Source organism: Mucilaginibacter lappiensis, from assembly GCF_050433765.1.
Taxonomy (GTDB): domain Bacteria; phylum Bacteroidota; class Bacteroidia; order Sphingobacteriales; family Sphingobacteriaceae; genus Mucilaginibacter; species Mucilaginibacter lappiensis_A.
Window position 1 is genome coordinate 65,587 of sequence record NZ_JBNPWP010000011.1, and the last position, 21,119, is coordinate 86,705.

Genomic DNA, 21,119 nt, shown 5'->3' on the forward strand with positions numbered 1-21,119 from the left:
TTAAAGGTTTTCAATCAGTATTGGTGTTTTTTCTTCCTGTTTCTCGACATCCTCTGGTTCATGGTCAGGATCGCGACGGGTTTTTGAAGCAAATATCACATACATCAACGGAATAATATAAAGCGTTAACACCAGCGAAAACAGCATACCGCCCATAATTACAATACCTAATGATACGCGGCTTTTTGCACCGGCTCCCAATGCAAACGCAATTGGAACAGAACCAAGCACCACGGCTAAACTGGTCATTAAAATGGGACGCAAACGGGCTGTAGCGGCCTCAACGGCGGCTTCATATTTTGCTATGCCATGTTCCATGCGCTGGTTGGCAAACTCTACAATGAGGATACCATTTTTGGTTACCAGCCCCACAAGGGTTATGATACCAATCTCGCTGAAAATATTAAGCGTTTGGTTAAACAGCCAAAGCGATAAAAACGCGCCCGAAATAGCCAGCGGTACGGTAAGCATCACTATAAAAGGGTCCATAAAGCTTTCAAATTGTGCTGCCAGTACCAGGTATATCAGCAACAAAGCAAAACCAAAGGCAAACAAAATATTTGATGAACCTTCGGCATAATCACGTGATGGACCGCTTAGTGCCGTGCTGAATGTTTCGTCGAGCATACTGGCCGCAATCCGGTCCATTTCTTTAATACCATCGCCCACGGTACGGCCTGGGGCTAAACCCGCCTGTATAGTTGCCGATTTATAACGGTTAAAGTGGTATATAGCCGGCGGCGTAGCGCCTTCAGAAACTTTTACCACATTATCCAGCTGTACCAGGCCGCCCTTAGTACTGCGTACATAAACCGACTTCAAATCCAGCGGCTGATCGCGGTTGGCCCGGTCAACCTGGGCTATTACCTGGTACTGTTTTCCGTTTATCAGGAAATAATCCAACCGGCCGGCGCTATAATACAACTGCAGGGTTTGGGCTATATCATCAACAGATACACCCAGGTCACGGGCGCGGTCACGGTCTGTTATTACCCTTAGCTCGGGTTTGGTAAACTTAAGGTTCACATCCGTGCCTTGAAAAACAGGACTTCTGGAAACCTCGGCAAAAAACTTGGGCAATACCGCCCTTATTTTTTCAAAGTCCTGGTTTTGAATTACGTACTGAACCGGCAACGAGGTTCGTGAACCGCTACCGCCGCCACTTATGGTTTGTTCCTGTACTACAATGGCACGGGCATCAGGCATCCGGCTTAATTTTTTATTCATCCAGTCGGCAATTTGTTGCTGTGAGCGGTTACGTTGATCAGGTGGAACCAAACCAATACGGCCAAAACCGGAGTTGGCAGCCCCGCCACCGCCAAATGAAGGCGATACGATCTCGAGGTTCACGTTTGCCTCAGGTATGGAATCATCAACTATGCCGGCCACCTTGTCCATGTATTTGGTCATGTACTCGTAGGTGGCACCCTCTGAGCCCGTAACGCTGTACCTTAACAAGCTGCGGTCATCTAACGGAGCCAGCTCAGATGGGATAACGTTTACCAATACGCCAATGATGATCAGGGAAACAGCCAGTATAACAAACGACACCCATTTTACCTTCATAAACTTAACCAGCGTTTGTGTATACGAATTGGTCATGTTTACAAAGAAGGGTTCGGTACGTTCATAAAACTTTGATTTCTTGTTGCTTTTGCGAATCAGTTTTACGTTAAGCATTGGTGTTAATGACAATGATACAAATGCCGATATCAACACCGCCCCGGCTACCACTACCGCAAACTCCCGGAACAAACGGCCCGTAAAGCCCTGTAAAAATACAATGGGTAAAAACACAGCCGCCAGTGTAACCGATGTGGATACTACCGCGAAAAAGATCTCGGCCGATCCCTCAAAGGCTGCTTTGCGGATAGCCATACCCGCTTCTACTTTTTTATAGATATTTTCCGTTACCACAATACCATCATCAACCACCAGTCCCGTTGCCAGCACAATACCCAGCAGGGTTAATATGTTGATGGAGAACCCGAAAACATACATGATAAAAAAGGCCCCTATCAATGAAACCGGGATATCAATTAACGGGCGGAAAGCGATAAGCCAATCACGGAAGAAGAGGTAGATAATAATTACCACCAGTACAAATGAAATAATAAGCGTTTCTTGTACTTCGGAGATAGACTGGTTAATGAAGCGGGTATTATCCAACGCTACCTTAACAGTAATATCTGGCGGCAGGTCTTTTTTAATCTGGTCAAGCCGTTTATAAAAATCTTTGGCAATTTGGACATAGTTGGCGCCGGGCTGTGGAACAATGGCCAGACCCACCATGGGTACGCCCGATTCTTTGAATATGGTTTCTTCATTGGCCGATCCTAAAACCGCATAACCAATATCGCTCAGGTGTATTACCCGGCTGCTATCTGCACGTATAATAAGGTTGTTAAAGTCTTTTTCGGTTGATAGCTTACCAAGCGCCCTGATGGTTACCTCGGTATTGTTACCTGAAATTTTACCGGCAGGCAGCTCTACGTTTTCTCTTGCCAGGGCGGCTCCTATATCGGTAGCGGTAAGGCCCAGTGCCGATAGTTTGTTTGGATCGATCCATAAACGCATAGCATACTGACGTTGCCCTTGTACATTGATGGTACTTACCCCTGGTATAGTTTGCAGGCCCTCCTGTAATACATTTTCGGCATAATCATCCAGCTGGTTAATGTTACGGGTGTTACTGCTAACGGTTAAGGTAATAATGTTATCGGCGCTGGCATCGGCTTTGGTTACTACTGGCGGGGCGTTAATATCTTGCGGTAACTGGCGTTGTGCCTGTGATACCTTGTCGCGTACGTCATTGGCAGCAGTTTCAAGGTCGGCATCAAGATCAAACTCAACAGTAATGTTACTGGAACCAACCGAGCTTGTTGACGATATGTTGCGGATACCCGGTACACCATTGATTGATTTTTCGAGCGGCTCGGTAATTTGCGATTCAATTACATCGGCATTGGCGCCAGAGTAACTGGTTGATACCGAAATGATAGGCGGATCAACCGATGGGAAATCCCGCACCCCTAAAAATTTATAGCCGATGATGCCAAACACAACAATAGCTACTGACATTACTGTTGCCAGTACCGGCCTTTTTATACTAACTGAGGATAAACTCATGGTGTTTACTTAATTACTTTAACAATTTTTAAAGGAACTTTTGGTCGCATTTGTATAAGGCCTGATACCACCACGCTATCACCCGGTTTTAATCCACTGATGATCTGTATTTTGGTATCTGTACGCATATCGGTTTTTACCGCTTTGGTTGCAGCAACACCGTTATGATAAATATAAACAATGCTGCTTTTTAAATCGGGTATAACCGCTTCAGTTGGTAATAAAATTGTTTTTGGTATTTGATCAAGTGTTAAATTAATCTTGGCAAAGCTGCCCGCGGTAAGCAGGCCTTTTGGGTTTGGTGCTTTTGCACGCACGGTAATTGTACGCGAATTAACATCAATTGATGGCTCAATGGCATAAACGGTGGCGTTAAAATTTTCCCTTGAGCTTTCGGTATTGAACCTGATCTTACTACCCGGGCCAATGATGGATAAATACCTTTCAGGAACCGAAAAAGTAACCTTCGCCGGGTCGATATTTACCAGTTGCGCGATAGGTGATTGTGGCGATAGGTAACTACCCGGGCTCACATTCCTTAACCCGATGGTGCCCGAAAACGGTGCCCGGATCTCGGTGCGCGATATCTGGGCTTTTATTACATCGGCCTGTGCCTTTAATGAGTTTAACGAGGTTAATGAGGTATCATATTCCTGCTGGCTTATAGCTTCTTTTTGCAGTAATATTTTATTGCGGTATTCATTTTGTTTGGCCAGTGTTTCCTGATATTTAACCTGCTGCAGGGACGCTTCCAGGTCCTGGTTATATACCTTGACCAGCAATTGCCCTTTTTGCACCTTGCCGCCTTCGTTAAAATATATACCTGTAATATTGCCTGCGGTTTGGCTCACCAGGCTTACCTTTTCGTTAGCATCAATTGATCCGGTTACATCAATAATATTGTTTACGGCGGTATCCTTTACAATCAGAATGTTCACAGCTACAGGGCCGCTTTTACGCTTGCCGCCTTTACCGCCGGCAGCCATAGCCGCAGCAGACTCTTTGGCGCTTTGGCTAAAGAACTTGTTGTAAATTAAATAAGCAACCAGCAATGCCAGCGCAGTGTAAATGATATACCTTGTTCTCATATTGAATCAATCATTTTTTGTGATATAGTTTATAGCTGATTAGGGTGTTGTGAATGGCTGTATGTTGCTTTGCATACGCAACAAAACACTTTCAAATGTTTTCATATCTGCCGCAGATATGCCTTCTGTAATATTGGTATTGATATTTTTAAAGGTCTCCACAATATGCGGTACGGCTTGCTTTGCTTTGTCAGTAACTTTCAACAATTGTTCACGGCGGTCGTTCGGGTTATTTTCGCGGTAAACAAATCCTTTGGCGGTAAGCAGGTTAATAATGCTTACCATAGCCGATTTATCTTTACCCAGTATTTCTGCCAGTGCTTTTTGTGATAGCTGCCCATCATGATAACAAATAAGTGACAATATATAGTGATACCGGTTTACATCCAGGTGCGCTGTATGTTTAGCCAGTACACTTTGGTATAGTTTACCAAGACGTATCAACTTCCTTGAAATAGGTTCTATCAATTGCATTTTATAATGATACAAACATAAGCAGTACCCTGTAAAAATAGTTGCATGTATCAACCATTTTACAAGTGTCAAAGCGGGGTCATAACTTTTTTGAAGCTATAATTTTTTTAAATTGCGGCCATGAATCCAAATAAACTTATCATTACTTTTTCTTTAATGTTACTTTTTATGAATCTATCTGTCAGTAAAGCGCAAAGTACTGCTACCATATCTTACACTGTTTCTTTCCCCGAAGCTCAGGCGCATTATGCTGATATCGAAATGCATATTTCAGACTTAAAACAAAACATATTAGACCTTAAAATGCCGGTTTGGACACCGGGCTCGTACCTGATAAGAGAATTTGCAAAAAATATTGAATCGTTTAGCGTAGATGCGGGTGGAAAATCGTTGGCATCGCCCAAGATCAACAAAAATACCTGGCGCATTGCCTCCAAAGGCATATCGGCTCTAACTATTAAATACCGTGTTTATGCTAATGAAATTTCGGTACGCACCAGCTATATTGATGCATCGCACGGCTTCCTGTCGTCATCGGGTATCTTTATTTATCCGGCCAATATGCTGCACCAGCCTTCAACCATCCATATAAAACCTTATAAGGATTGGTCCAGGGTTTCAACCAGTCTGGAAATGGTTAACGGCGATTCTTTCACACGCGTTTCTCCCAATTATGATATCCTGTTCGATTCGCCTATTGAGGTGGGTAACCAGGATGTTTTTGGCTTTGATGCATCGGGTGTAAAATATGAGATATGTATGTATGGCGGCGGTAATTATGATAAGGAACGCCTTAAAGCAGATGTGCACAAAATTGTGGAACAGGAAGCGGCCATTTATGGCGAAAACCCGAACAAGCATTATGTTTTTATTGTACATAACCACTTAAGGGGCGGCGGCGGCCTGGAGCACCTGAGCTCAACCGTTTTAGGCGCCTCGCGCGATGCTTACGGAACCGAAAAAGGGTACCAAAACTTTTTGGGCCTGGTGGCACATGAACACTTCCATTTATGGAATGTAAAACGTTTACGCCCCATAGTTTTAGGTCCGTTTAATTATGATACCGAAAACTACACTACTAATCTTTGGATAGCCGAAGGTTTTACGGAATATTACCAGGGGATAGTGGTGCGCCGTACCAACCTGTATCCACCCGAAAACTACCTGGATGTACTGGTTAGCGAATTTAACATACTGGAAAACCTGCCGGGAAAAAACGTGCAAACCGTAGCCGAATCGAGCTTTGATGCGTGGATAAAGGCATACCGGCCAAATGAAAACTCCAACAATGCTACCATATCATACTACAACAAGGGCGCGATTATAGCAATGATGCTCGATCTGGAGATCATTAACAACACCAAAGGCGTTCATTCTTTGGATGATGTGATGAAATACATGTACGCAGAGTATTATAAAACCAAAAAACGCGGCTACACCGATACTGAATTTAAAAAAGCTTGTGAAAAGTTTGCAGGTAAAAAGCTGGATGATTTTTATAAAAATTACATCAATGGCCTTACCCCGGTTGACTATAATAAATACCTGGGCTATGCCGGTTATAAAATAACCGATGAACTTGCCGATAACAGTGACCCGGCCCTGGGTTTAACAACCGTAACCAATGGCAATAAAAAAATTATTGTTACTACCGTTATGCGCGGTACCGCCGCTTACATTGATGGCATTAATGTTGGCGATGAACTTACAGCGATTGATGATAACCCCATTACGGATGCCGCCACCATGTTGAACGGCAAAAAGCCGGGCGATAAAGTTAACGTAACCCTTATACGCGATGGGTTGACAATTACTTTGCCGGTTACCTTACTGAAAAACGCACGGGTAAAATATAAAATTGTACCTGTTGATAGCACCACCCCACAGCAATTGCTTGTGCAGAAGAAGTGGTTGAGTTTGTAACTGGAATAAAAATAAAAAAAAGGGGCTGTTTATAATCATAAACAGCCCCTTTCTGTATAAATATTATTTATGCTGATAATTACCTTAAATAGAGTTTCCGGATACTGGAGTTGTCGCTAAAGTAAATTGTACTTTCGTCTTTTGATAACGCCAGACTCTGGGCATAAACACCTGCTTGTGACCCAATTCCATCAATGCCATAAGGATATCTATTATTTGGCCCTACAAGAAATTGAAGTTTTCCGTTAACTATACTTTTTATTGCCCCCTGGTCGGCGATATATAAAACCCGGCTATCTTTTGAAGCTACTATGCTGGTAATGCCATTAAATTTCAAGTCTTTATAAATTTCGGTAAATAACCCGGATGGAGTGTACTTGTATATATGTTTACCGTCCATAGCCAAATATTTTATTCCGTTATATGCGCAATAAAGGGTCTGAATGTGATACGATGTAAAAGGGTTTGGCAAATATTTTAATGAGTCGACAGGAACATAGTATGGATTTGTTCCAATATTTCCGGCATTATCCGGCAAAAATTTGCGGAAGCTGGCATTGGTGCTCATCCAAAGAACATCACTATAGGGATCATGTTCCAGAGAGGTAATCCCGTAGTATTCGCCATCGCCGCTTGTTAAAATTGATGGTGTCGACAGTGCCCCTCCCGGTTTCAGGATCCAAATAATATGGCTTCCATCTGTTATTATATTAATGGTTCCGTCTTTTGATACCCTTACGAGTTTAGGAAACAACAAACTTCTGCCATCGCTTGCATTAGGGACAGGTACTGTTGACACCACATTGTCCGGTGTTATTTTGCGGATCTTGTTATTATAACTATCGGCCACATAGAGTGTCCCATCGTCTGTTAAATCAATTCCTACGGGATAATTGAACCGGGCCGAACTACCCGAGCCGTCAGCATTTCCAAATAAATTTACACGCCCGGCAAAGGTAACCACCGTTAAGGAGGTATGAGCTATTGCTGCGGCTGTTATACTCGTTACACCCAATTTATCTGAGTCAGCAACTGGTGAAGGAGCTTCTGTGTTTTTTTTACAGGCAGCGATAAATAAAATAATACTAATGCTAAGCAGTAGGATAGGTTTACTATTTGTTTTCATATTGGTTAAAGTTTAATATGAAGTTAAATATTAACACCTTCAATTAATTAACTATGGCTGGGTTGTATATTATTCTGTATAAATATGTGATATTAAATATTATGGCCTGTTTTAAATAAAAACACATTACTTTAATAAATACCGCATAAATTATATTTTTATAGCTTATGCCATCAGCAACCGCGTTAAGAAAGATCAGGCCCATACAGCTTATTGCTGTTATTTTCTTTACAGTTTCAGGAGGTCCTTATGGGCTGGAGCCATTATTAAGCTATGCCGGCGATCATGGCGCGTTGGTGTTGCTGTTATTAACACCCCTGCTTTGGGATGTGCCCGCCATATTTACCGTGTTGGAGCTAAACAGTATGATGCCCATAACCGGTGGTTATTATAAATGGGTGAAATACGCTTTGGGTACCCGCTGGGGTTTTTACGAGGGTTGGTGGACCTGGCTTTATACCTTTGTTGATCTGGCTATTTATCCGGTTCTGTTTGTACAATATGCCTCGTTTTTCTTCCCGGTTTTGCTGCAATACCAGGTGCCGGTTTGTTTGCTCATTATTTGGGCGTCGGCAGGGTTAAATATATTGGGTATTGTGCCCGTAGGTAAGGTGTCGTTGTTTTTAAGCGCGGCTGTGTTGGCGCCTGTTATTATATTGATTGTTTTGGCCATTCATCATCATGGTGGTAACTTATCTATACCTGCGCCTTCGTTAAAAGGTATAACTTTTCCCTCCTTCGGGATGGCGCTCTATACGGTAATGTGGAATTGCCTGGGCTGGGACAACATCACTACCTATGCCGAAGAGGTTGAAAAACCGGTGCGGTCATACCTGGTATCCATGATCATTGCTTTTATACTGGTTATGGTGGTTTATTTCTTTGTGGTTTGGATAGCGCAACAGTCGGGCATTAATCATGATACCTTAACCAACGATGGTTTCCCGGCGCTGGGTGTACTTATTGGCGGCCGTTGGCTGGGGATAGTAATTGCAGCGGGAGGAATGGCCAGCACCCTGGGTATTTATGCAGCAGTATTGCTGTCGGTATCGCGGGTGCCACAGGTAATGGCCGAGGATAATTTACTACCTGCCGGATTAAACAAGCTGCACCGCCGTTTCAAAACGCCATATATATCTATTATCATCTGTTCGCTGGTAGTTAGTTTAATGATATTATGGACCTTTGCCGACCTGCTGATTATTGATGTAACGGTTTACGGTGCAGGGCTATCTTTAGAGTATATTTCGCTCATAAAACTCCGCCAAAATGAACCGGATAAAGTACGGCCATTCCGTATCCCTTTAAGCACCACAGCACTTTGCCTGGTATTGCTATTTCCTTTTATTGTTTACGCGGTTGCCCTTGGCGGTGCGCTTTCATCCACGCCCGAAGCGCTGAAAGCAACCGTATTTGCCATAACCGCGCTGTTAAGTGCCGAAGTTGCCTGGCGCATCATTTTAATAAGCCGGCCGCATTTAAAAAAGGGATAAGGTTTCCTCTAAAAATATATTGGAATAGTCTCTCCGGAAGAATCCTATTTATGAAAATATTTGTAAAATTCGTATTTTTCACTTTTAACCTGTCACTTGAAAAATTCAAAACAAAAATATCCTTCTTGCACTACTGGATATAGAAAGCTATTTACTCCTATTCTTTTGAGTTTATTTGTTCTTTTATCGTCTTGTAATAAAGCTTTGCCAGCTGGATTTTGGGCAAACTTTCATAAGGATTTAATTATAAAAGATATCAATGACCAAGGGCCAAATGGCGGCCATAGAGCTTTATTTTGGAAGGCAAAAAAACAAAATACATTTACTTCGAAAGAGATTCTGTCATTCGCATTAAATAACGGTTGGAAATTCAAAGGCACATTGTCAATTAAAAGTGAGGACTTAAAAAGGTGGAATTATTATGGCAGTCCAATTTTCCCGTTTTCAAACAATGGTTTTACTTCTTCACCATCAAATAATTCGTCATATAGTGACTTCCCTCGATTAATAAATTCGGATCTAACAGTTTTTAAGTTTGATACTGATTGGGTCACAATAGACCCAGGTACAGATAATTCAATCACTGAAAATGGATTTATTCTGCTAAATAAAAGTGGCACAGCAATGAGTATTTATCACTTGTGGGGAGAGTAATCAAAAACACTACTTGCCCAAAAATAAGTTTCCTCTGCGTTCTCATGGAACAAGCCTGGGTGCTATCTACAGTTTTGGCAGCTTAGGTTTCAGACTTTTTTTTCTATTACCTTTTCCGTCCTTTTAGTGTTTTTTCAATTGGTATTGGTTTAGGGCCATAAGCCGGCCGCATTTAAAAAAGTGATAAGGTTTAGGTTGGTTTTAATGCGATACTCTTGCCAGCAGATTTATGATTGGGGCATCAAAAATGCTTGAAAAAACACCTGTGGCAGTTTTATTGTCGGCAGATTTTTTAAGATCTTCCGGGTAAAATATATAATCAACCCCAAGCGCTTTTAACAGGCTATCGGTTTTTGTGTGTGATGTGTTTTTGTAGCAGCAAATTTTTATTTTACTGTAAGCGGGGTTAGTACCTATACGGCGTAGTATTTTTTCAATATCCTTAATCAGGTGATCATAGTCAAATATGACCAGGTTGGGTTTAAGTTCATGTATAGCTGGGAAAATACTGCCCGTTGTGGAAATGTGCCTGAAAAGTTTATTATTCGGCAGTAACTCAACCGAAAACGTATCGGGAGCAACCAATAACACATTCTTAGATCGGACGCTGATCATAACCAGTTAATTAAGGGGACTTAAAAGTAAATCATAAATATCATTCGGTCAAAATATTATCGCCAATTGTAATAATATTGATACACAACTCTACCGTTATAGGTTCAAATAATTGCTTGACAATCAGTTATTTTCCACTCTAAACAATAAATTAATTTAAAGTAAAAACAAAAATATTATAATTGGCTATATCTCATCCACCCACGCTGCCTAATCTGCATTAATACGAGGGGAGAATTACGTTTGTTTCGATATTATAAAATAATAAAAGCTATCTTGGTTTTATTAACCTAAACTTAAAATCACATGGGTGCTCCAGAATTTGTCCTTATGCTTTTGCCTGTTATTTATATAGTTGGCTTTGTTGCATTAATATTTATTATCCGGCTTACTTTTAGTATCCCTGCATTTTTGCGTTATCAAAAAGCGCAAACACAATTATTATCTGAAATTGCTATGGAAAAAGGTGTAGCAACCAGTAGGGTAAATGAAATTTTGAGTGGAATAAAAAAGTAGAGTTATCAAATTGTTTTGTCATCCTGAGGAACGAAGGATCTATTCCACAACATACATAGTCTCTTAACAGATCCTTCGCTATCGTTACCCATGACGTATTTGTTTTTAGTTCCCCTCTTGAGAGGGGCGCGCGTAGGAATCGAGGGTGGCAGGGGTGTGTTTATATGTACGATGAAAAGGACACACCCCTCCACCCCTCTCAAGAGGGGAATCGCACAGGCCTCCGCTTCCTGCCTTATTTAACCTTTAGATACCTCTGATATCTCAGGATAACAAAAAATATTAAGAAGTGAAGCTTTCCAAAGCTTTCACAATCCTGCTGATGGTTTCTGATTTTCTCAGCAACGCGGCTATATCAAATACATGCGGACCAAATTTACCGCCAACCAGCATAATGCGGAAGGGCAGCATCACATCGCCAACCTTCAGGCCCTTTTCTTCGGCAAGAGCCTTAAATTGTGCTTCGAGTTCATGGGCATCCAATGCCGCTTCGCCGTTATTTAACAAAGCGGTAAGCGCGTTAAAGAAATCAGTTTTGGCATCGGTCCATTTTGGTTTAACCGCATTCAGATCATACTCCCTGGGTTGTTCAAAAAAGTAACCGGCCTGCTGATAAAAATCGGCCAATAAAACACAGCGGTCTTTTATCAGGTTAATAACCGTTGAAAGATAATCCTCATCGGTAATAACAATGCCTTTATCTTCCAAAACAGCTTTAACTTTCGGTTTCAGGTTTTCAGCATCAAGTCTTTTTATCCACTCGGCATTGAACCATTTGGCTTTTTCAAAATCAAATTTGGCCCCGGCTTTGCTTACCCGCTCAATAGAGAATTTTTGGATCAATTCATCCAGCGTAAATATTTCCTGGTCGGTGCCATCGTTCCAGCCCAGGGTGGCCAGCAAGTTTAAAAATGCCTCGGGCAAAAAGCCCAGCTCGCGAAAACCAGGCGTAAGCTCGCCAGTTTTAGCGTCGAACCAGGTCATGGCATATACCGGGAAACCAAGGCGTGCACCATCGCGCTTGCTTAGCTTGCCGTGCCCATCGGGTTTTAATATCAAAGGTAAATGCGCCCATTGCGGCATATCGGCTTTCCAGCCCAGGTAATCCCAAAGCAGCAAATGCACGGGGGCCGATGGCAGCCATTCCTCGCCCCTGAAAGCATGCGAAATTTTCATCAGGTAGTCATCAACCACAACAGCTAAATGGTAAGTAGGCATACCATCGGCCTTAAGCAGCACCTTATCATCAACCTGGTTGGTTTCAAAACTCACGTACCCGCGAATCATATCATTAAAGCTGATGGTTTCATCGGCTGGTATTTTTATGCGGATCACATGCGGCGTACCGGCGTCAAGAAGCGCATCAACCTCATGCTGTGGTAATGAGAGTGAATTGCGCAGGCTATCGCGATAGGCCTGGCCGTATTGAAAATTAGGGATCTCCTTGCGGTTTTTATCCAATTCTTCGGCAGTATCAAAAGCATAGTATGCATGTCCCTGCATTACCAGCCTTTCGGCATACTCGCGGTATATGGCCTTGCGTTCGCTTTGGCGGTAAGGTGCAAATGGTCCACCAGCAGCCGGACTTTCGTCGGGATGAAGGCCGCACCATTTTAAACAATCTAAAATATATTCTTCGGCGCCTTCCACGTAACGGGTTTGGTCGGTGTCCTCAATTCTCAAAACAAAATCGCCGTTATGTTTTTTGGCGAATAAATAGTTAAACAATACGGTGCGTACGCCGCCCAGGTGCAAACCACCGGTAGGACTTGGTGCAAAACGAACTCTTACTTTTTTATCGGTCATGATGGGGGCAAAGATAAACTTAAAATGGATGTGCAGATACGCGGATTGTAAATGTGCAAATGATATGATAAATCTGCTGATTTCAGATGTGCAGGTGTGCGGATTTCAGATGTGCGGATGAAAAAGACATTCAATCAATAATCTGCACATCTGAAATTTGCACATCTGCACATCAGCATACACATTTGAAATAATTTTACGTTATTTGGGGCTTGGCCAGTATGAACCCATATCAACAGAAAAAACGCTGGAAATACTTTCTGCTCGCCTTCGCGACAGTTATAGCCAGTGGTTCGCTATTTTATACCAGTTACCTGGTTAAAAACATTGCCCGCTCCGAGCGTACGCGCGCGCAGGTATGGGCATTGAGCATGAAACAGGTATTAAATTCAGACGATAACGACTTTTTAAATTATGTTTTTGCTGTACGTGACAGCCTCACCGTGCCCGCCATTGTTACGGATGCTGAAGGCGAAATTGTTGTACAGCGCGGGTTGGATACTACCAAAACCAATATAAAGCTGGAAGCCGAAGGGAATAAGAATAAAAGGTATGATCCGGACTATTTTAAGTCAGAACTGGATTACATGAAAAAACAACATGAGCCTATTAGATTAATGGTATTGGGTACACAATGGCTTGTTTATTATAAAGATTCGCCCCTGCTTACCCAATTAAGGTTGTTTCCCTATATCCAGTTATCGGTTATTGCTATATTTTTGCTGATGGCGTATACGGCCTTTAGCTCGTCCCGTAAATCTGAGCAGGACCAGGTTTGGGTTGGGTTGGCTAAGGAAACGGCTCATCAGTTGGGTACGCCCATATCATCGTTAATGGCGTGGATTGAGCTGATGAAGGAGAAGTTTAATGCTGAAGATGATGTGCTGGTGGCCGAAATGGAGAATGATGTAAAGCGACTGGAAATTGTAGCCGACCGTTTTTCGAAAATTGGATCAAAACCGGTTTTGGAAGAACATCCCGTTTACGAAGTGGTAAAAGACTTTGTAGACTATTTTAAAGTACGTGTAAGTAAAAACATCGGCTTTGAAATGAGCGGTAATCCGCATCTTAAAGCCGGGCTTAATATTCCTCTGTTTGATTGGGTACTCGAAAACCTGCTCAAAAACGCGGTTAACGCTATTGACGGTAAGGGTAATATTCATATAGAAATAGGCGGCAACAAAGTAAAGAACCAGGTATTTATTGATGTAACTGATACCGGCAAAGGTATACAGCGCTCCAAGTTCGATACCGTTTTTCAGCCGGGATATACTACCCGCAAACGTGGCTGGGGCCTGGGTTTATCATTAACCAAACGTATGATAGAAAATTACCATAACGGGCAGATATTTGTAAAAGATTCAGAAATAGGTAAAGGAACAACATTTAGGATAGTTTTAAAAAACACACGCAATGATAAGCAAACCAAACCCTGATGAATATTCGCCATTTGCGGCCGGGTATGTTAACCTGGTTCCTGATAATAATGTAATTGAACTGTTAGAGCAGTCAATGGGATCGAGCTATAAGTTATTCAGTAATCTTACTGATGAGCAGGCCTCCTATACCTATGCCCCGGGTAAATGGACCGTTAAGCAAGCCCTTGGCCACATGATTGATACTGAACGTACATTTGCTTATCGCGCCCTGGTTTTTTCGCGAAACTCCATTGAGCTGCCCGGCTTTGATCAGGATATATATGTAAACAATACTGATTTTAACAGCCAGAACATCCAGGATCTTGCTGCCGAGTTTAAGGCTACGAGACAGTCAAATTTATATATGATCAAGGCTTTTACCGCCGAACAGTTGCTACGTTCAGGCATTGCCAGCAACCATTTGTTTTCGGTTAGGGCATTTGTTTATATGTTGGCAGGGCATGAGCTGCACCACTTAAACACTTTTAAGGGGCAATACGGAATTTCTTAGTAAAAAAAATGCCCCGGTTTTAACCGGGGCATTTTGCTTTTGACATGTTATAATATTTACTTTGTTAAAGTTTGGTCTTCCTTATCCAATACTTCCCTTTTTTCTATGCGGTAAGATAGGTACAAGCCTAAGCCGCCGAATATGGCAATAAGAGAAATGAAAAGGAAAGCTACATCGTCACCCAGGTCATTAAACGCGGTATGGTTTAAAATAAAGGCTAAAAACAATCCAATACCTGATCCTATAAGTAACAGCCCCCATTTTAAATTTTGATAAGGTGCTGACTGAGGTTTGTAGGTCCGGGGGTCCATTCCCCTTTCAATCATTGCCAGTTTTTCGCGTTTGTTCAAGTAAACGATCCCGAAGATCATTATAAAAAAGCTGAGGGGGATTATTATTCCTGCCAATACCCCTAATTCACCTGCGCCCATAATATTTAATGTTTAAATAGTTAATAAATTTTTCTTTTCTAAAAATCACCAATGTGGTGTATTTGTAAACTATGACCACACTGTTTTAAAACAGGTTACACCCTTTTGTAAAAAAAAGATTGAGCCCCCCAGCCCCCTAAAGGGGGAGCTCTTTAATTGGCATTAATCCAACAAAAAACGCCATGCTTACAAAGCATGACGTTCAAGTAATTTAAAAACTCCCCCTTTAGGGGGCCGGGGGGCTACTTTATTTCAAATACAGCCTGTATCTGGAAACTCAGTTTTATCTTTTTAAAGTCGATGTCTGATTCGGCCGGACCAGATGCATCGGCGGCTGCCGATTTAAACATCATCATGGTGCGTGGCTGCGGAAAGCTGCTGTTGTCGCTTTCAGTAATATTAAGTGCCGAACCCAGCTTGTCGCCCAATCCGTTCACCAGGAATGTGGCTTTATCGCGGGCGGATAGTAAGGCTTTTAATTTGAGGTCGTTTTTCAGATCGTTGATCTTTGAATAATCGTAGCTATCAATATTGGTTGACTGTATACCTTTAGGGTCAACCTTAGCCAGTATCTGGTTAAACTTGTTCAGGTCACGTACCTTAATAAGGTATTGTTTGCTGGCTAAAAAATCTGGTGCTTTTTTCTTTTGATAAGTATTGTTCCAGGCCGATACATTATTCATTGTAAAATCGTCTTTGGCAATACCCGCCTCTTTTACGCCTTTTTCAAGCTGGCTTTCCAATACATCAATAGTAACGCGTTTTTTACCGTCCATGTATTCCTGTAACGAGATAGACACATTTATAATATCGGGGGTAACTTCTTGTTCGGCAATGCCGGTAACTTCAATTTTGCGGCGCAGATCAACCGTTTGTGCAAAAGCGCCATAAGTAAACATAAGTGATACGGCAAGGATAAGTAACTTTTTCATGTGATAAATTGTTTTTTAAATGGATGAAGCAAGCAGGAGCAATGTTTTGTTTTTTAAGGCTGCTCATGCCGGTTTCATGTGATAGATTGTTTTATAAATATTAAATATGGTATGTGACTATGATAACGTGCTTAGGGTTTAATATGTAACAGGGCTGATGATTTATTTGTTTATATCATGACAGTTTAGCTTATATAAAGCTACAGTTTGTTTTGGGTTAAAATAAAGTCCGCTCCTTTGGAGAGGATTATTACATGAAGGCTTCGCCGTTTAGGTGAGGTTATATAAAACCGTTTAACCCCCCGGTGGTTATACTTAAGCATTTTAACTACCTGCGTTATGAGATCTATCTGGAAAGGTTCAATTGGTTTTGGCCTGGTGAGTATACCGGTAAAACTGTATTCGGCGGTACAAACCAGTTCGCTTGATTTTGATATGTTGGATGGTCGGGATCATGCCCGTATACGCTACCAGCGGGTAAATGAGCATACCCATAAAGAAGTACCATACGATAAAATTGTAAAAGGATACAAACTGAATGATGATTATGTGATAGTGGAGGATCAGGACTTTGAAGATGCCGCTCCCGAAAAAAGCAAAGTGATCGAGATCGAAAACTTTGTAAACATTACCGAGGTAAATCCCATGTTTTACGAAACATCGTACTATACTGAGCCCGATACCAAGAATAATAAAGCCTATGCGCTGTTGCTAAAAGCGTTGCAGCAATCAAAAAAAGCCGGCCTTGCCCGCTTTGTACTGCGCAGCACCGAGAGTTTGTGTATTGTACATCCAGTTAAAAATGTGCTGGTTGTAACCCGCATACGTTTTGGCCAACAGATACGGGACACCGATGAATTAAACATAGCCGATGATGTTACGGTAAGTAAAAAAGAGCTGGATGTAGGCCTGGCCCTGATAGATCAGTATGCATCAAAGTTTGATGTATCAAAGTTTAAGGATGAGTATAATGATGAGCTGTTAAAGATCATTAAAGCCAAATCAAAAGGTAAGCGGGCAACGGTTAAAAAGTTAAAGCCGCATAAAGCCACAAGTGATGATTTGTATGATCAGCTGATGAGCAGCCTGAAAGCCAGAAAAGGGGCGTAGGGGGATTGTAAATTCTAATATCTAAAACCTAAACCCTAAATTCTAAGGAAAAAAAGGATTCGCGTTAGAATTTATGTTTATAGCTCAACATTCCAGCATTTATGTTTTAGAGTTTATGTTTTAGAATTTTAAATACTTAACATTTTTCCATTTTACCATACAAAATTAATCTTTATTGCTACACTATTTTGCTGTTTAAGAATGTGTATATTTATTTACTTGCTTAGTAATTAATATTATTGATAAACAGGCAAATACGGCATTGCCTTTGCTTCTTTATTGATAGAAAAAGTAAAAAAAAATCCTGCCATGATAACCACAAAAATAAAAGCGCCAGAACCAACAGGGCTTGGTCTGGAATGGGCATTAAATGAGCTATTTATTGACGAATTAAGGGACATTTATTGGGCCGAAAAACACCTGATCAGGGCATTGCCCAAAATGGCAAAAGCGGCAACATCTGATGAGTTGAGGTTGGCAATTGAAAATCACCTTATCGAAACGGAAAACCATGTTACCCGCTTAGAGTCGGCCTTTGAATCAATAGGCGAAAAAGTAGCGGCTGTAAAATGTGAAGCTATGGCCGATTTAATTAAAGAAAGTGATGAGATTATTGCTGAAACAGAAAAGGGCAGCTTTACCCGTGATGCAGGAATTATATCGGCAGTTCAAAAAATAGAACACTATGAAATTGCATCATATGGTACATTAAAAACACTGGCCGACGTATTGGGCTATGCCGAGGCTGCCGCACTGCTTGACACCACACTACAGGCAGAAAAAAATGCCGACAGCTTATTAACCCTAATTGCCAAAAGGGGTATCTACCAGGCATCAAGATTAGGGGAAAAGTAATTAAAATTGAAGGCCTGTTCCGTGCATGAGGCACCAGGCAGTCATCCGCTTATGTATTTATGTAAGCGGATGACTATCAGCTTGCTAAATTCATTGCAATAGCACGTTTTATCCCGTATGTCGGTTCATTTCCAACTTTTTTTTAAAACATTTTTAAGCATATGGGTATTATATAAGTATCTATGAAATCGTTAACTAAAGCTAAATTACTATGAACTCACTACTGTATATAATTGCAGTTATCCTGCTGATAGGCTGGGCAATTGGCGTGTTTTTTACATCTGTAGGCAGTTTGATCCATGTACTGCTGGTTATAGCAATAATTGCGCTGCTATTAGGGATCATTAGGCGACCAACGGCTATTTAAAGCTGATTAAATAATAAATGAAATGCCCCCGGGAGAACCGGGGGCATTTTTGTTTGTAAGGCAACTGTAATAGCAGCAGCTTAATATTAAAATATTAAAATGCCGGTTTAATTACATCGTTCAATTAAGCTAATGCAATCAAAAACACCCCTTCAGAGGCCTGGGAGCTTTCCGCTTTTATTTTATTAAATTTACATAACCAATGTAACCTAAGTTAAAACCACGGCGTCAGAGAGGTTGTAACAGATGCAGAGCAAGCTTTCAGATATCGAACTTATAGAACAAACCCTGGCAGGTAACCAGTCGGCCTATGCTGATCTGATTAAACGGCACCAGCGTTTTGTATTTACCCTGGCCATGCGTTTTGCGAAAGGGCGGGAGGATGCTGAAGAGATTGCCCAGGATTGTTTTATAAAAGCGTACCGCTCGCTGGCTTCGTTCCAGGGGCAGTCAAAATTTAGTACATGGCTGTATAGTATAGTTTATACTACAGCAATGACATTTTTAAGAAAAAAACGCGTAGCAACCGATTCGATAGACGACGAAAACACCTATATACAGGTTGAAAACCATGAATCGGGCTATGATACGCATAATGTAGAAAATAAATCAAGATCGTTTTACCTTAACCAGGCTATTGAACAACTGCTGCCCGATGATGCTACCATTATTACCCTGTTTTATAAAGGCGAGCAATCATTAGAAGAAATTGGCCAGGCATTGGGTATGGAGGCTAATACGGTTAAGGTTAAACTATTTAGGGCACGCCAGCGTTTAAAAGAAAAGCTGGAGCGCAATTTAAAGCAAGAGGTGAAAGAACTGATATGAACACGATTGAAGAAAAACTCTGGAACTATATTGATGGAACCTGCACTCCGGCTGAGCAGGATGCCATTGCCAGGCTTATTGAGCAGGATGAGGTGTATGCCAAAAAGTATCAGGAACTGCTGGCGCTTAACCAGGAGTTTGCAACTATGGAACTTGATGAGCCGCCTATGGCCTTTACTTATAATGTAATGGAAGCCATACGCACCGAAAATGCCATGAAGCCCCTTAAGGCGGCTATTGATAAGCGTATCATTTTGGGCATATCTGTTTTCTTTGCGTTCACTATACTGGCCTTGTTGGTGTTTGCATTTGCCAACACAGATATTTCAGGCATTAATGTTAGTGTTACTGATATTAAGCTGCCGGCCAGCGTTAAACTGCCCAGTACCAATAGCCTTTTAAGCGGACCATTTTTAAAATGGTTTTTAATATTTGATGTAATACTTGCTTTGTTTTTAACAGATTCCTATTTGCGCAGAAAGAAAACCGCAAAGCAAATATAAGTTTTGTACACAGGTGTATGCCAAAACCGACAATTGCCTGTACAATTTTGTCAATCGTTGGTTTTTTATATAATTTAAGGGTCAGTTTTATGCGCTTTTCCTATATCAGTAATGATATGGGCCATAAATTCAACACGATAAGAAATTTTGGTATAGTAATTGTATTAACATACATGAACTGGTAAACTTACCGGTTTAATTGTGATAAGGTTTAGGTTGAAAGTCCCCCGGAGCAAGTCTGGGGGGCTTTTATTTTTTTAGGCCCAATATATCATGTGTTGTCATCCTGAACTTGTTCAGGATCTCTCAGGAACAGTTTAACTGCTATTGAATAACCTTACATGTGGGATGCCGAAATAAATTCGGCATGACAGGTGGGGGTTAATGGCAAAAAGCTCTCCCTTCAGGGGGTTGGGGGGCTGTCCACCTCGCCGCTAAACACCTGCACAGCCGGACCTTCTAAAAAAATATCGGTGAATACTTTGCCATCGTAATTAAAGCGGATGTTGAGGTTGCCTCCTAAAACTTTAATGGGGGTAGTGATATGCCCGGTTTGTTGTTTATGGCTGGCCATAGCAAGAGCAACGGCAGTAACACCGGTTCCGCAGGCAAAGGTTTCATCTTCTACGCCGCGTTCAAAGGTGCGTACAAAATAGCCATCATCGGTTGGTTCAACAAAATTTACGTTAATACCCTTTTCGCGGTAGGTTGCATTGTTGCGAATAGCTTTACCCTCCTGATATACGTTGCGGTGTTCCAGGTCATCTACCTGCTTTACATAATGGGGCGATCCCGTATTGAGCACATAAGCATCCTTATCGGTATTAATTTGGGCTACATCAATCATTTGCAGGCTCACCCAATCGCCACTATCGGTAATTTTGGCATGGTGCGGGCCATCAACCGCCAAAAATTCAGTATCGGTTTTAATGATTCCTAAAAACTTAGCGAAGGCTACAATGCACCTGCCGCCATTGCCGCACATGCTACTGGGTTGTCCGTCGGCATTGTAATAAACCATCTCAAAATCAAACCCCTCTTTATTTTGCAGAAACATCATCCCGTCGCCGCCTATACCAAAACGACGGTCGCACAGGGACGAAATAAGCATAGGATTGGTATGATCTATCTTATTTTCGCGGTTATCAACCAGTATAAAATCATTGCCGGCGCCCTGGTATTTATAAAATCGTATCTTCACAATAATGTCATTTAATATCAGCTACTTAGCGTTAACCTAACCCTGGATAACAACCATCGTAACAGCGTAAATTTAATTTAACAAATTTTAACAAAAAATGTAATAACTTATCGTTGATATTATCGTCTATATGGTATTA

General features: G+C 41.6%; 20 protein-coding genes. 11 read left to right on the forward strand and 9 right to left on the reverse strand.

The window, feature by feature from the left end:
- From M2273_RS25560 to M2273_RS25570, 3 genes are read right to left on the reverse strand one after another with little or no spacing between them, the layout of a single operon-like run.
- Complete coding sequence (locus M2273_RS25560) at positions 1-3,129, reverse strand: efflux RND transporter permease subunit (protein WP_429400611.1); 3,129 nt, start codon at positions 3,127-3,129, stop codon at positions 1-3.
- Between the two features lie 5 nt (positions 3,130-3,134).
- Complete coding sequence (locus M2273_RS25565) at positions 3,135-4,217, reverse strand: efflux RND transporter periplasmic adaptor subunit (RefSeq protein WP_429400612.1); 1,083 nt, start codon at positions 4,215-4,217, stop codon at positions 3,135-3,137.
- Between the two features lie 39 nt (positions 4,218-4,256).
- Complete coding sequence (locus tag M2273_RS25570) at positions 4,257-4,691, reverse strand: MarR family winged helix-turn-helix transcriptional regulator (RefSeq protein WP_429400613.1); 435 nt, start codon at positions 4,689-4,691, stop codon at positions 4,257-4,259.
- A gap of 168 nt (positions 4,692-4,859) precedes the next feature.
- Between M2273_RS25570 and M2273_RS25575 the strand changes: the two genes are divergently transcribed.
- A complete protein-coding gene (locus tag M2273_RS25575) occupies positions 4,860-6,614 on the forward strand; it encodes a M61 family metallopeptidase (RefSeq protein ID WP_429400614.1) in 1,755 nt (584 codons plus the stop codon).
- Positions 6,615-6,693: 79 nt separating this feature from the next.
- On the opposite strand, the gene M2273_RS25580 is transcribed toward M2273_RS25575, so the two are convergent.
- A complete protein-coding gene (locus M2273_RS25580; RefSeq protein ID WP_429400615.1) occupies positions 6,694-7,740 on the reverse strand; it encodes a hypothetical protein in 1,047 nt (348 codons plus the stop codon).
- A 167-nt stretch (positions 7,741-7,907) separates the two neighbouring features.
- Between M2273_RS25580 and M2273_RS25585 the strand changes: the two genes are divergently transcribed.
- Both M2273_RS25585 and M2273_RS25590 read left to right on the forward strand, forming a co-directional pair.
- Positions 7,908-9,233 (forward strand): APC family permease, encoded by a 1,326-nt coding sequence (locus tag M2273_RS25585; RefSeq protein WP_429400616.1) that lies wholly within the window; start codon positions 7,908-7,910, stop codon positions 9,231-9,233.
- 96 nt (positions 9,234-9,329) lie between these two features.
- Positions 9,330-9,887, forward strand: coding sequence for a hypothetical protein (locus M2273_RS25590; RefSeq protein WP_429400617.1), 558 nt, complete (start codon positions 9,330-9,332; stop codon positions 9,885-9,887).
- 201 nt (positions 9,888-10,088) lie between these two features.
- On the opposite strand, the gene M2273_RS25595 is transcribed toward M2273_RS25590, so the two are convergent.
- The gene (locus tag M2273_RS25595) at positions 10,089-10,502 is read right to left on the reverse strand and encodes a hypothetical protein (RefSeq protein WP_429400618.1); all 414 of its coding nucleotides are present in this window, start codon (positions 10,500-10,502) and stop codon (positions 10,089-10,091) included.
- Between the two features lie 306 nt (positions 10,503-10,808).
- Here M2273_RS25595 and M2273_RS25600 point away from each other — a divergent pair, with 306 nt between their 5' ends.
- Entirely contained in the window at positions 10,809-11,018 is a 210-nt protein-coding gene (locus tag M2273_RS25600) for a hypothetical protein (RefSeq protein WP_429400619.1), read from the forward strand.
- 282 nt (positions 11,019-11,300) lie between these two features.
- Here the strand turns inward: M2273_RS25600 and gltX are convergent, their stop codons facing one another.
- The gene (gene gltX, locus M2273_RS25605; protein WP_429400620.1) at positions 11,301-12,824 is read right to left on the reverse strand and encodes a glutamate--tRNA ligase; all 1,524 of its coding nucleotides are present in this window, start codon (positions 12,822-12,824) and stop codon (positions 11,301-11,303) included.
- Between the two features lie 221 nt (positions 12,825-13,045).
- Here gltX and M2273_RS25610 point away from each other — a divergent pair, with 221 nt between their 5' ends.
- Both M2273_RS25610 and M2273_RS25615 read left to right on the forward strand, forming a co-directional pair.
- A complete protein-coding gene (locus M2273_RS25610) occupies positions 13,046-14,260 on the forward strand; it encodes a sensor histidine kinase (RefSeq protein WP_429400621.1) in 1,215 nt (404 codons plus the stop codon).
- Entirely contained in the window at positions 14,238-14,753 is a 516-nt protein-coding gene (locus tag M2273_RS25615) for a DinB family protein (RefSeq protein ID WP_429400622.1), read from the forward strand. Before M2273_RS25610 ends, M2273_RS25615 begins: the two co-directional genes overlap by 23 nt.
- A 56-nt stretch (positions 14,754-14,809) precedes the next feature.
- Here M2273_RS25615 and M2273_RS25620 read toward each other — a convergent pair whose 3' ends face one another.
- Entirely contained in the window at positions 14,810-15,184 is a 375-nt protein-coding gene (locus M2273_RS25620) for a DUF6249 domain-containing protein (protein ID WP_429400623.1), read from the reverse strand.
- 242 nt (positions 15,185-15,426) lie between these two features.
- A complete protein-coding gene (locus tag M2273_RS25625; RefSeq protein WP_429400624.1) occupies positions 15,427-16,116 on the reverse strand; it encodes an SIMPL domain-containing protein in 690 nt (229 codons plus the stop codon).
- 339 nt (positions 16,117-16,455) lie between these two features.
- Between M2273_RS25625 and M2273_RS25630 the strand changes: the two genes are divergently transcribed.
- The 5 genes from M2273_RS25630 to M2273_RS25650 all read left to right on the forward strand — a co-directional run bounded on the left by M2273_RS25630 (position 16,456) and on the right by M2273_RS25650 (position 19,779).
- Positions 16,456-17,226 (forward strand): Ku protein, encoded by a 771-nt coding sequence (locus tag M2273_RS25630; RefSeq protein ID WP_429400625.1) that lies wholly within the window; start codon positions 16,456-16,458, stop codon positions 17,224-17,226.
- A gap of 309 nt (positions 17,227-17,535) precedes the next feature.
- The gene (locus M2273_RS25635) at positions 17,536-18,081 is read left to right on the forward strand and encodes a ferritin-like domain-containing protein (protein ID WP_429400626.1); all 546 of its coding nucleotides are present in this window, start codon (positions 17,536-17,538) and stop codon (positions 18,079-18,081) included.
- Between the two features lie 211 nt (positions 18,082-18,292).
- Complete coding sequence (locus tag M2273_RS25640) at positions 18,293-18,448, forward strand: lmo0937 family membrane protein (RefSeq protein ID WP_429400627.1); 156 nt, start codon at positions 18,293-18,295, stop codon at positions 18,446-18,448.
- A gap of 246 nt (positions 18,449-18,694) precedes the next feature.
- Positions 18,695-19,276 (forward strand): RNA polymerase sigma factor, encoded by a 582-nt coding sequence (locus M2273_RS25645; RefSeq protein WP_429400628.1) that lies wholly within the window; start codon positions 18,695-18,697, stop codon positions 19,274-19,276.
- Positions 19,273-19,779: an anti-sigma factor family protein gene (locus M2273_RS25650; RefSeq protein ID WP_429400629.1), complete on the forward strand. Its 507-nt coding sequence runs from the start codon at positions 19,273-19,275 to the stop codon at positions 19,777-19,779. Before M2273_RS25645 ends, M2273_RS25650 begins: the two co-directional genes overlap by 4 nt.
- A gap of 403 nt (positions 19,780-20,182) precedes the next feature.
- On the opposite strand, the gene dapF is transcribed toward M2273_RS25650, so the two are convergent.
- Positions 20,183-20,980 (reverse strand): diaminopimelate epimerase, encoded by a 798-nt coding sequence (gene dapF / locus M2273_RS25655; RefSeq protein WP_429400630.1) that lies wholly within the window; start codon positions 20,978-20,980, stop codon positions 20,183-20,185.
- Between the last annotated feature and the right edge of the window lie 139 nt (positions 20,981-21,119).